At 40.8% G+C, this 12972-nt stretch carries 10 protein-coding genes; 7 read left to right on the forward strand and 3 right to left on the reverse strand.

All coding sequences use genetic code 11. From position 1 onward, the window contains the following. Positions 1-74: 74 nt before the first annotated feature. A complete protein-coding gene (gene zapB, locus PR800_RS19300; RefSeq protein WP_004265299.1) occupies positions 75-314 on the reverse strand; it encodes a cell division protein ZapB in 240 nt (79 codons plus the stop codon). 305 nt (positions 315-619) lie between these two features. Between zapB and PR800_RS19305 the strand changes: the two genes are divergently transcribed. From PR800_RS19305 to PR800_RS19315, 3 genes are all read left to right on the forward strand, one after another. Continuing rightward, the gene (locus PR800_RS19305) at positions 620-1480 is read left to right on the forward strand and encodes an MIP/aquaporin family protein (protein ID WP_166267034.1); all 861 of its coding nucleotides are present in this window, start codon (positions 620-622) and stop codon (positions 1478-1480) included. 3 nt (positions 1481-1483) lie between these two features. Next, positions 1484-3010, forward strand: coding sequence for a glycerol kinase GlpK (gene glpK, locus PR800_RS19310; RefSeq protein ID WP_125893492.1), 1527 nt, complete (start codon positions 1484-1486; stop codon positions 3008-3010). Between the two features lie 233 nt (positions 3011-3243). Beyond that, positions 3244-7017, forward strand: a complete 3774-nt coding sequence (locus tag PR800_RS19315; protein WP_272531256.1) for a hypothetical protein — start codon at positions 3244-3246, stop codon at positions 7015-7017. A 43-nt stretch (positions 7018-7060) separates the two neighbouring features. On the opposite strand, the gene emrD is transcribed toward PR800_RS19315, so the two are convergent. Next, positions 7061-8245, reverse strand: a complete 1185-nt coding sequence (emrD, locus tag PR800_RS19320) for a multidrug efflux MFS transporter EmrD (protein ID WP_166267040.1) — start codon at positions 8243-8245, stop codon at positions 7061-7063. A gap of 456 nt (positions 8246-8701) precedes the next feature. Between emrD and fpr the strand changes: the two genes are divergently transcribed. Continuing rightward, entirely contained in the window at positions 8702-9448 is a 747-nt protein-coding gene (gene fpr, locus PR800_RS19325) for a ferredoxin--NADP(+) reductase (RefSeq protein WP_166267042.1), read from the forward strand. Between the two features lie 58 nt (positions 9449-9506). On the opposite strand, the gene PR800_RS19330 is transcribed toward fpr, so the two are convergent. Beyond that, a complete protein-coding gene (locus PR800_RS19330; protein WP_166267044.1) occupies positions 9507-9926 on the reverse strand; it encodes a DUF805 domain-containing protein in 420 nt (139 codons plus the stop codon). A 35-nt stretch (positions 9927-9961) separates the two neighbouring features. Here PR800_RS19330 and PR800_RS19335 point away from each other — a divergent pair, with 35 nt between their 5' ends. The 3 genes from PR800_RS19335 (at position 9962) to PR800_RS19345 (ending at position 12925) form a co-directional block, all read left to right on the forward strand. Further along, complete coding sequence (locus PR800_RS19335; RefSeq protein ID WP_272531257.1) at positions 9962-10591, forward strand: DUF1454 family protein; 630 nt, start codon at positions 9962-9964, stop codon at positions 10589-10591. Between the two features lie 178 nt (positions 10592-10769). Then, complete coding sequence (tpiA, locus tag PR800_RS19340) at positions 10770-11540, forward strand: triose-phosphate isomerase (protein WP_272531258.1); 771 nt, start codon at positions 10770-10772, stop codon at positions 11538-11540. Positions 11541-11980: 440 nt separating this feature from the next. After that, a complete protein-coding gene (locus PR800_RS19345; RefSeq protein ID WP_166267048.1) occupies positions 11981-12925 on the forward strand; it encodes an OmpG family monomeric porin in 945 nt (314 codons plus the stop codon). The last annotated feature ends 47 nt before the right edge of the window (positions 12926-12972 follow it).

Raw genomic sequence — 12972 nt, forward strand, 5'->3', positions numbered from 1 at the left:
GGAGCATACATAAGTATGTGACTAGGGCGAAGAGACGAAGCCAACACCCCTACAACGCGAAGTATGACGAGAAATTACACTTCTTCCATCTTACCGAGCAAAGTGCGCAGACGCTCTTGCCAAGCTTGCTGCTCTTGCTTTAACTGTTCATTTTCACGCACCAGTGAATCCGTACCTGATTTTGCGGTTTCAAGTTCTTGGCTTAGCGCACCATTTTTATCTTTTAATTCATCGATTTCCATTTGTAACAGTGTGATTGTATCAATCGCTTGTTGAACTTTGGATTCGAGTTTCTCAAATACTTCAAATGACATAATTCTGGTCTCCCTTATCAGCTTTTACACGATTGTAAGTAGCATGATCCTCTGTGTCCAGTTCCTTCCTTCTGAATCGTCATAACTTTCATTAAGAAACACTGGTCAGATCACATCACAAAGGTCGAATCCATCACTATTTTTGATTGTTTTGTTTCGCTTTAGTGATGTAACACACACTTTTCAATTTCGATATTTCTCGTTTATGTTCTTTAACGATAAATTTACAGTTAATGATTTTCGATTAGAAAATCTTAACTTAAAAAAACATTACAATATTTTTCATTTTCGTAGGATAGAAACATATGAGCCAAATGACGACTACATCACTCACGGGTCAGTGCATCTCAGAGTTTTTAGGGACTGCGTTACTGGTCTTTTTTGGTCTAGGTTGCGTTGCTGCCGTTAGGATAGCGGGCGCACAACTAGGCTTGTGGGAAATAAGTATTATATGGGGCTTTGGCGTTGCTTTAGCCGTTTACCTAACCGCTGGCACCTCAGGTGCCCACCTAAACCCAGCTGTCACCCTGGCACTATGGCTGTTTGCGTGTTTTGATAGACGCAAAGTCGTGCCTTATATCATCGCACAGATGCTAGGTGGCTTCTTTGCTGCCGCATTAGTCTACTCAATGTATTCCCCTGTATTTTTCGATTACGACCAAGTCCATCACATCATTAGAGGCTCACAAGAAAGCTTATTTACTGCGGGTGTTTTCTCTACCTACCCAGCCCCACAAATTAGTGTTCCTCATGCATTCTTTATTGAGGTCATTATTGCGGCCATTCTTGTTTGTTTAATACTCGCGTTAACTGATGATGGCAACGGTGTTCCTCGTGGCCCACTCGCGCCATTGTTAATCGGTATTTTAATTGCCGTCATCGGTGGGTCATTTGGCGCGCTCACAGGGTTCGCACTTAACCCTGCTCGTGACTTTGGTCCAAAGGTTGTGGCTTACCTCGCAGGTTGGGGTGATATTGCCCTGACTGGTGGCCGCGATATTCCGTATTTCCTTGTCCCATTGACAGCACCTATTGTTGGTGGTCTGCTAGGCGCATTCGCCTATCGCAAACTGATTGGTCGCCACTTACCTTGCATGGTATGTGAAGAAGAGACCAAAACAGAAACATTATCCGTTAAAAACACCAAATCCTCGGAACAGGCTTAAATTATGACAACTGAAACCACTATTGCGAAAAAGTATATTGTTGCACTCGACCAAGGCACAACCAGCTCACGCGCTGTTGTACTCGACCATGATGCAAATATTGTCAGCATTTCACAACGTGAATTCACCCAAGTTTATCCTAAACCAGGTTGGGTGGAACATGACCCAATGGAAATTTGGGCATCACAAAGCTCAACACTTGTAGAAGTACTCGCTAAAGCGGATATTCGTACTGATGAAGTCGCTGGCATTGGGATCACTAACCAACGTGAAACCACCATCGTATGGGAAAAAGCCACAGGTAAGCCTGTTTATAATGCGATTGTATGGCAATGTCGCCGTACTGCTGATTTTTGTACGCATCTAAAACAAAATGACCGCGATTTAGAGGAGTATATTCGCCAAAATACGGGGCTGGTTGTTGACCCCTATTTCTCCGGTACAAAAGTAAAATGGATTTTAGATAATGTTGAAGGCGCACGTGAACGCGCAGAGAAAGGCGAATTACTGTTTGGGACGGTGGATACTTGGCTCGTTTGGAAAATGACACAAGGGCGTGTTCATGTCACCGACTACACCAATGCCTCTCGAACTATGTTATTCAATATCCGTAACCTTGAGTGGGATGACAAAATTCTCAAAGCGCTCAATATTCCACGTGCAATGCTCCCTGAAGTACGCCCCTCTTCCGAAGTCTACGGGCAAACCAATATTGGGGGGAAAGGTGGGACTCGTATCCCAATTTCAGGGATGGCGGGAGACCAACAAGCCGCTCTATACGGCCAACTGTGTGTAAAACCGGGTATGGCTAAAAACACTTATGGAACCGGCTGTTTTTTACTGCTTAATACAGGGGAAACCGCAGTACGTTCAAATCATGGCCTACTGACGACTATCGCGTGCGGTCCAAAAGGCGAAGTCAATTATGCCCTTGAAGGTGCCGTTTTCGTAGGCGGTGCATCTATTCAATGGCTACGCGATGAATTGAAATTGATTGATGAATCGACTGACTCTGAGTACTTTGCCACTAAAGTGAAGGACAGTAATGGCGTGTATGTTGTTCCCGCCTTTACAGGCTTAGGCGCACCATATTGGGACCCGTATGCGCGTGGCGCTATTTTTGGCCTAACGCGTGGCGCAAATCGCAACCACATCATTCGCGCAACCTTAGAGTCCATCGCTTATCAAACCCGTGATGTACTCGATGCAATGCAAGCAGACTCTGGTGAACGCTTAAAAGCACTGCGGGTTGATGGGGGCGCTGTCGCCAATAACTTTTTAATGCAATTCCAGTCAGATATTTTAGGTACTCCTGTTGAGCGTCCTGAAGTGCGGGAAAGCACCGCGTTGGGCGCCGCTTACCTTGCAGGCTTAGCAGTTGGTTTCTGGAGTAATCTTGATGAGTTACAGAGCAAAGCGACCATTGAGCGTGTATTCAAACCGGGTATCGAAACAACAGAACGTAATTTCAAATACGAAGGGTGGAAAAAAGCCGTAGCACGCGCCCAAGAGTGGGAAGACCGCGGCTAGTCTATTTTTAACCGCCTTTATTTTTAATCCCCCAAGGCCATATAATTTATATGGCCTTTCCTCTTTCCCCTGTCCACTTCCCCTATAAATATCACTTTTTCCTAATAACTAATTAGTTAATCAATGAAAGTGTAGTTATTAAAACAATAATAAATTAGACCGTTTTTTTGAGTTTATCTAGAATAACATTCCAATAAAATTCAAAATTAACCCTCAAAAAATGGATTATGGTAATGGATAACCTTAAAATATTTGCTGATGAGATACAGCAAGGTAACTTACAACTAGGATGGTATAAAAAAGGGAGAGTGGTAGTTATTCAGCAAGATACCACCTTGATAAATGCATTAAAGGATAACCCTGAACAATCAGCTGACGGCGAAAAAGCATTTAAGTTATTCAGTTGGTTAAGTGATAAGCCCCGTTTAGTGGGTGAAAATAAAAAAACCTATGTATTGAGTACGCTCGGCGCTAAACATTTCTCCGGCTTTAGTTTCCATACGAAACAAAATCTGTTTGTTGAAAGTTTTAATTCACCCCATGAATGGATTGATGGAGAAACCAGAGCACAAGCTCAGCTCGCTGATTTATTACTACCAAGCGGGCAATGGCATCGCCATTATAGCATCGTAGTCTTACCCGAAAATGCCAATGACAAGCAAATCGATCTCGTTCGCCACTGGTTGGAACTCACAGATGGGAGTTTATTGATAGTCAAAGATAAACACAAAAAACCCTCAGCTTCTACTCAACAACTCATTGATGAACTTCGCCCAGTAGAACACATTGCATTAACCAATAACACCTTAGAAAATCACAATTTCCAGCAAGCCATCACCCTACCACCCCACACAATAAACTCATTGAAGCTAACCGATGAGTTACGGGAAAACAGCCAGTTTTTTTCAATAACTATAAAAAATACAAATAATAACAGTGTATTATCTTTACATGACATCCCAATTACAGAAACGTCGTCTTGGCAACAGATTGCCCATTCCATCGAAACTGATGTTAATAAAATGATGGCAGTAAATCAGCTTCCTGCAGTTAAAATCAGCTATGAAAAGAATACCTTAAAACTTGTCGGTGAAAATATCATTTTTCGCCAATTCCAATTGAAACAAACAAAACAGGCAATTTCTCGATATAATACGCAAGAAAGTGTTCCTCAAATTCTACCTATTTTAGTCGCAGAAAACCCAGATGAGCTTCCTAATCATTTAGTTGTGGGTGCCATAACAGGAAAACTGCCAAATAATCCTCACATTAAGGGTTACAAAATCCTTGAACAGCCTAAATTTGGCCGACTAACACTAAATAGCACCACCAATGAGTGGCAATATATTGCCAATAACGCAAAATTTGAAACCCACTCAGATCAATTTGATTTTATCGCCATGCTACCTAATGGTCAGCAATCACAGCCACTTTCCATTCAGTTACAAACTGAAAATGCACCGCAACTCCGCATTCCAGGGAAGCGTACGTTTTCTGTTCCAGACCCGATCTACCATGAACCTCAACGACGTTACAACCCCACACCAAGCGATATGAAAGTCCATAATATTCAACTTGCGCAGACTCACTTGCAGAATATGACGGATAAACATATGAGCTTAACGGCTAATCGCTGGGCACTATTGAGTGTGGAGATCACCAGCGAAACGGCGGCAAACTCCCCCGATATTGAAGCTATTGTCAGTAGCAAAGAAAGAAAAATATTAGGTCGAGTGAGACTCACTGGCCCAAACCATCTGCCAAAAACATTAACCGCGTTTCCCCAACAAATGAATGTCTCTGCGCAAAATTGGCATCAGCAACGTTTTACAGCACCGCTAAAAGGTGAGTGGATACAACCGGATATCAACATTATAATCACGGTTAATGGCAAACCCATTATCACCGAAGAAACCAACCAATATGGCCTATTTTCACCCAATGTCACACTTGATAACCACTTAATTGTTCATGTTGATAGCCACAGTTTATATCAACAAGGTCATGGTGTTTATTCATCCTCTCCGCTCAGTTGGGGAAAAGAAGCGGCGACAATATTACCGATTGGGCAGCTCACATTGTATAGCGCTCCTGCTACAGTGAGTCACCCAAGCTTAACGCCATATTTTAGCTCTTCCAATAGTAAAGCTATCCCTCTTATTCATCCTCATTATGATAACCCTGAAGAAATTGGCTACCACCCCAGCGCACAAATTTATTGGGCTTACAATAATAGTAAGAAATACCAAACTGCTAACAATGCTAATTGTGACTATCAATATACCGCAGTTGAAATCTTGCCTTCGAGTGTTGGCACGGCGCTATTAGGACTAGCATCACCTAACCACGGTGGTGGAGTTCACGAACCTAACGTGATGTTTCATGAAGTTTTTGGTCACGGCCTTGGCTTGCCTCATACCGATATGAAAGATCGCAATAATCAGCCAACATACCCTTACAGTTATTATAGTCACGGTAAAAACCCAGCCTATAACCAATCTAGGCAATATTATGTCACTTATCACGATCTCCACAGTCACTTACAACAAGCCATGCCAACCATGCTTTCCAGCTTTGTTCCTTTTCGAAGTGGTGCTTATGATGCCTTCTTGCCTCACGCAGATGCCTATAACCAAAAAATTCACCAATTTTTAAGTGGAAGAGTACGCTGGCAATATAATAAAACGAAAGGGGAAGATACCGAAGATGGCGGGTTTGCAGGTGACGGTTTTTATCAGCGCTGGGATCAAACCAATAAACAATGGGTCACACTAACTCAACAAAATTACGCTGAGTATTATAAACTAACGCAAATTGAACAATTTCCTCATCAGCGTGATGTACCGATTTATTGGATACAGCACCAATTTGCCAAAATGGCGGATAATACCCTTCATCCTTATAGCACTATCACCGTTGATCGCACCATAGGAAACCTCCCCGCTGACTACCATAATCTAAAAACAGGGGGTGGCCGCCCATATGACATTTATGGTGACTATGCATTAACTGTCACTTATGCGACTCCAAATGGGTTATTAACCGAAGTATTACAAATTCCACACGCAGTGAGCTTCAATATTGCAGATAAAGGCGAATTGGTTCAGTTTACTGTACATGAATTAAACTACAAAAAAGAGATGGGTTCGTTGCTCTCTCACTATAGCAACCCAAATTCATTAGCGAATCGTCTATTTGCAGAGCATGATGGCCAAACAGTACCTAACCAATTGTTACTCGATAATTATTGGCAAGGAACCCCTATTTACTGGGCTGCAACAGAAGAAGGCTTAATTGATTTTTCGACAGGTAAAGTCAACACCGACAAAATCACCTCAAACAGTGCGCTCTACGCTAAATGGGTTGAAAATGGCCGCCTACATCAACAATATTTTTCATTATCTGACCCATTTGGCCAAAAACGGCAAGTTGATACTTCTGTGAAGTTTATTGCGCTCAATCACCTTGATACTCACACAATGGATTACTCCACGAGACCTGATGTGCTCTACTGCACAGCGGAGCAACCTTTAGTTGCAGATGTAAATTTCGAACAAACGGTTGATATTACTCACTTAAATTTGCCTGATGGCCAGTACGCTTTTTGGGTCACACTATGGACAAGTGATGCTCAGAAACAAGTTCAAGAAAATGTGCCAGCAGAAGAGTGGTATTTTTCAGTACAACAAAATCAATTAACAATAAAAGGCACAATAGACAGTACCCCAGAACTAAAACTGGATGGAATACTCATTCATATCGACCAACACTTGCAGGACAATGCGATACCAAAATTGGTTTGGCTCCAACAAGACTATAAAAACCCAGTGGGACAATTAGCAGAGAATACAGAATTTCTAGATCACAACCGACCGGTAGTATTTAATTCAGGAGCCATTTTGCCAGAGTTAATATCATCAATACCTGAAGAGGAACCTAGCTCTTTTTATTCATCAACACAATCAATTCCGCAACATAAGCAAGCTGATATACTACTCAGCGCGTAATCTAAAGGTCAGTCTGTCTTTTCACAGCCTGACCTTCTTCCCATTAGACAGTCCGTTCTGAGTGCGCCATTCGTTTAGCGAGTGGTAGCCAGCACAGTAAAATGAGTACTGACATTAAAAACATCAACAGCCCAAGGCTAAACTGTCCGTTCTGCGGCAACAACGCAGAAACCCAAGTTGCAACACCTGAACCGACATTTTGCAAGCCACCAACGAGTGCGCCCGCAGCCCCTGCCAAATAAGGGAAAGGCTCCATTGCCCCTGTCGTTGCTAACGGAAATAACATACCTGCACCAAAGAAAAACACCGCTGCGGGTACTAATAATGTCCAGGTATTCATAACGCCAAACCAACCAGGTACCCACATCATAAAACCAGCCAATAAACAAACAAGCACTGAATGCCACATCAAATTATAAAACGTTTTTCCCTCTCGCCCTGCATACCAAGCACCAAAGAAAGCGGCAGGAATAGGCAAGATAAATAAGATACTTACGGTGATGCTATTTAGCCCCAATACACCGCCCATCAATACACCGCTACTGGCCTCAAACACTGCTATTCCAGCTAATGCACCCACTAACATAGCAAGATAAGAGAGAAATGAGCCACTCGATAATAACTCTCTATATGATGCGATCATTTTATGCTTTTCAGGTGAAACAGGGCGTGTTTCTGGTAACCAACGATACATACTTAATAATACAGAAGCACCTAAGACAAAGAGGAAAATATAACAAGCATGCCACCCCCAGAAATGCGCCAATATTCCGCCAAACATTGGAGCTAATAATGGGCTCACTAATATTCCCATATTTAATAAACTATTTGCATAACGCAACGCAGTGCCTTTATATAGGTCACGAGGCATGGTTCTTGCCATCACACCCGCAACACCCGTTCCTAGGCCCTGCAACCCACTCGCTATAGTGAGTACATTTAATGTTGGCGCAAAAATTGCCACAATTGTTGAAAATAAGAAAATAGTTAAACCCGTTAAAATAACAGGTCGGCGACCAATTCGGTCAGATAGCGGCCCATAAACTAACTGCGAAAAACCATAAGAAAATAAATAAGCCGCCATCACTTGTTGAACAGCACCAGATGGCTCATTAAAATAAGCGGCAATTTCAGCAATGACAGGAACATAAATAGTTTGTGTCATTTGGCCGACCGCTGCCAATGCAATTAGCATCAATAGCAAATTAAAATGTTCCAGTTTTCTCATTTTTCTCTCAAATACATCCAATAATGCAAAAACACTCTATTTCGGACACAAAATAACGCTGCATTATTTCATTGTAATAACGCAAAATTATTTAGGTGCTTAATTATCAATATAAAAATACTGCTCTACGCTTTCATGTCATTTTAAATAAATAGCAAATAATGCGTTTTGCTTGAGTGTGACTAAGATAACAAAAGCTGCCATCTTTTCGTAGTAGTACGACATTTTATATTTCCCGCTAATGGCAGTAATATTCGCCAGCATTGTCAACATAACTGTACATTGAACTTTAAAACTTACCAATTCCAAGAATAAAACACTGAAACACATTATCGATAAGCATAAATAATGAACTGTTTTAGTATTAAATCCTAGTAAACCAGACTTTGGCTCATTTATATCAAAAATGAGTTATTTCTAAGATAGTCGATTTTAAAATATGAAGAGGTGGGATTTATGGCAAATTGGGTAACAGGAACAGTGATTGAAGCCAGATTTTGGACCGATTCATTATTCAGCCTTGTCATCAAGGCCCCGATTAAACCCTTTACCGCAGGGCAATATGCAAAACTTGGACTAGAGATCGAAGGGGTTCGTGTTCAGCGAGCTTACTCTTATGTCAACGCACCCAGTGATGACCGACTTGAATTTTATTTTGTCATCGTTCCCGAAGGAAAACTTAGCCCCAAACTAGCGCAATTAAAACCGGATGATACGTTGCAGATCACGGATGAAGCCACGGGTTTCTTCGTGCTAGACGAAATACCTGAATGTAAAAACTTGTGGATGTTATCAACAGGTACCGCAATTGGGCCTTTTTTGTCCATCTTACAGGAGGGTAAAGACCTTGAGCGTTTCGAGAAAATTGTTTTACTTCACGCTGTCCGTTATGAGAAAGATTTAAGTTATTTACCCTTAATGAAAAAGTTGGAACAACAATACCAAGGAAAATTAAAGATTGTCACCGTAGTGAGCCGGGAACAATGTGCGGGTTCATTATATGGTCGGGTTCCAGCTTTAATTGAGGATCATGAACTCGAAAACACTGTTGGCTTAACACTTTCGCCTGACACCTGTCACGTCATGTTGTGTGGCAACCCTGAAATGGTCAGAGATACTCGTGATACGCTGAAAAATAGCCATGGGATGGTTAAACACTTGCGCCGCAAGCCCGGCCATATCTCTAGTGAACAATATTGGTAATGTCATACGCTACCCTGATACATCTTCAGGGTAGCATTTATGCTATATGGTATTCACGCTATAGATAATCTACCGTTTCTGTTTCTTCACCATAGTGATTAACACCATCCATTCCCACAAAAGCCCCGCAATCGAGTACCATTATCATAGTAATTAATAATGGTAAGAAACGCCCTATCCCCCATTGCCACACAGGTTCAAATTGGCTGACATCGATTGAAAAAAGTGCAAATGCCAATAAAATTAACGCAAACCATCCCCCCGATTTCCCACGGTCGTGTAAACGCTTCACAAAGATAGCCGCCAAAGGATAAAGTAGTAAAATAAATAACGAGATAGCAAGCGTTTCAGAAAATAGCAGTGCATTTTGTAACAGGGCAACGGCAGTCATTAAAATAAAAATGACCGCAATACCTACCCAAAATGGCCGGCGACCGATACGGCCTTTGAAGGAAAAAGCCCATTGTTGTAATGTCATTACCTATAATCCTGATACAATGTGGAAAACTAAAAATGAGTGGCTCAAAAATGACCCCAACTTTACTTCGCTCTGTATACGCCATCATAACCATTTTTGTGCTTAGTGCGCCACAACTGGCTTTCGCTCAGAAAGTCCCCACTTTGCCAGATACCGATTTCAAAGTCGCCTATTTAGCCCCTGACGCCCCCTCTTTTGAGTTGACTATTCCTGAGCTGCGCAATCAATTCAATCATGCCTATAAAGATTTATATCTCCATGAATATAAAGTCATTACGAGTCAGGATATCTCCGCTCCTTACATTCGCGCGGCCTCTCGTATTAACCAACAGATATACTCCTCAGCAGTGTTAGAGCGTGGTAGTGAAAAAATTAAAAGTTTACAGATCACATTACTACCGTCTGATAACCCACAAGAAAACCAAAAAAACCGGCAATTAATGGAAAGTTATACCATGGCAATGGTCCGTATATTTTCCCCTGAAGTTTCACTGGATAAAGCCCCTGAGCTTACGGAAGCCTTAAATAAATTTATTGCCAATAATAGTACAACTCACGCGGAAGAAGCTCGATTAGGTACGTTAAGGTATATTTTAGTAAAAAGTGACAATAATGTGCTTACTTTTGCTGTTGAACCGATTAAGCTAGAACAACAAACACCCTAAACTGACTGTGATCACGCTCTAAGAACAAGCATGATAAAAAGCAAAGCTATTATTATCCATTGTTCTTATAATGCAGAAGGTGAATGGCGACAACATTGTCACATTGCGCGTGTAACATAAGCGTGTGATGAATAACTTATTGATTAATCATTCAAACTCTCTGGTTGGAGGAAACAACATGCGACATCCATTGGTAATGGGTAACTGGAAACTGAACGGCAGCACACAGATGGTCAATGACCTCATCGCTGGCTTGCGTAATGAACTCAGCAGCGTTGATGGCTGTGGTGTGGCTATTGCACCACCTGCACTTTATTTGACCCAAGCTAAACATGCGTTAGCAGGTAGCCGTATTGCATTAGGTGCACAAAACGTTGACGTTAACCTATCAGGTGCATTTACAGGTGAAACCTCTGCTGAAATGTTAAAAGATGTTGGCGCCAAATACATCATTATCGGCCACTCAGAACGTCGTACCTATCACAACGAAAGTGATGAATTTGTCGCTAAGAAATTTGCGGTATTAAAAGAGCAAGGCCTGATCCCAGTACTGTGTATTGGTGAAACTGAAGCTGAAAATGAAGCTGGTAAAACTGAAGAAGTATGCGCTCGCCAAATTGATGCCATATTAAATTCTTTAGGTGCGGAAGCTTTCCAAGGTGCCGTTATCGCCTATGAGCCAATCTGGGCTATCGGTACAGGTAAATCAGCAACACCTGCACAAGCACAAGCAATCCATAAATTTATTCGTACCCATATTGCGAAAAAAGATGCAGCCATTGCTGAACAAGTGATCATTCAATACGGTGGTTCTGTTAATGCCAGCAATGCAGCAGAGCTATTCACTCAACCAGATATCGATGGTGCCTTAGTGGGTGGAGCTTCTCTGAAAGCTGACGCTTTTGCTGTAATTGTTAAAGCTGCAGCTGAAGCAAAAAAAACAAAATAAGGTTATTTTAACACCTTGAGATTAACCGCCAATATTGGCGGTTTTTTTGTTTTTATTAATTTTGTTATTCATAAATAATTTCATATCAATAACCTTACTCCCATAATAATTGCCAAAAAACAATTACCACCAAACAATATAATTGAAATTTAATTTTTAAAAAAATAAATTGAAATTAATTAAATTCGAAATAAATTAATAAACGAATGATTAAAAACTCAGAAATAAATCATTAATAAAAATATTCATCAATTTGAAACAAAATAAAAACACCATAAATAACAGTAAATTGAAAGGGGCTTCAATTTCATTTTATCTATACCACTTATCCTCTATTAAATAATAACGGTAGACAACCTATAAAAGTTAATTCACATTTAATCTCGCTAATCGCTCAGCTAGATAATTAACATTAATAACTTTTACCTTGAAGGATAAATATGAAATATATAGTTGGTTTAATCTATAGCATCATAACTATATTCCCTGCAATTTGTTTTTCTGAATCAAACGATGACTCTTGGCGAGTTAATACTAATATTTATTTGGAAATAGAAGAATACCAAGGTCAGCGTGATTCATTCAAAAATAGAGTCTACGATAAAATCAGCACAGTTGGCCAATTAAAGCTATACAACCCTAAATCTGACTGGCGTTTTACCCTAGATCATCGTGAATCCTTAAGGAATCATGGTCGCAATTTCTCAACCTCACGGGATTCTTACATTCGAAACCGCACGCAAATTGATGCTATCAAGCAAATTATCAACACCTCAAAATCAGACTTAGAACTTGGTTTTCGTTACAGAAAAGAGTCAAACGATGTGGAGCCTAACAGCAAAGCACGTTCTTCGAATCGTTTATATGGCTTAACCCCTGCCGGTGAGTACCGTTTCAACGATGATTGGTCTTTTAACTTTTGGCTCTCTTATCTTTATTACAGCAATTATTTCAACGACAGTAGCCATGAAGCAGAAACCGAATATGGCGTGACTTATAAATATTCAGATGCATTAAAAGCAAAACTCACTGTTTATATTGATAACCAATGGGATAAACATTTCAGTACCCGCTTTTTACAATCACAAGTTCGCGCTTACTTACCCATTACCATTAAACCCAACTGGAAAATTACACCGTATGTACGCTATTTCTTACAAGAAAATACCTATGACAAAAATAATTATTTAACTCAGGAAATTAAAAATGGCTTCCGCATTGGCTCCCGCGTGGAATACAAAGCTACACCATCTCTAACTTTATGGAGTGAACTCGCCTATGAGCCTTCAACATGGAAATCGCCTAAAAAGAATGGGATCACGTCAGGGTATGATAACAAGCAAACCCTATATCTCGGTAAAATCGGCGTAAAATATCAGTGGTAATTTTTAGTTTGCAACTAACTTAGTTCACAGAGAAATACCTGAAAATA

Origin of the sequence: Providencia sp. PROV205 (assembly GCF_028479505.1) — a bacterium.
Classification (GTDB): domain Bacteria; phylum Pseudomonadota; class Gammaproteobacteria; order Enterobacterales; family Enterobacteriaceae; genus Providencia; species Providencia huaxiensis.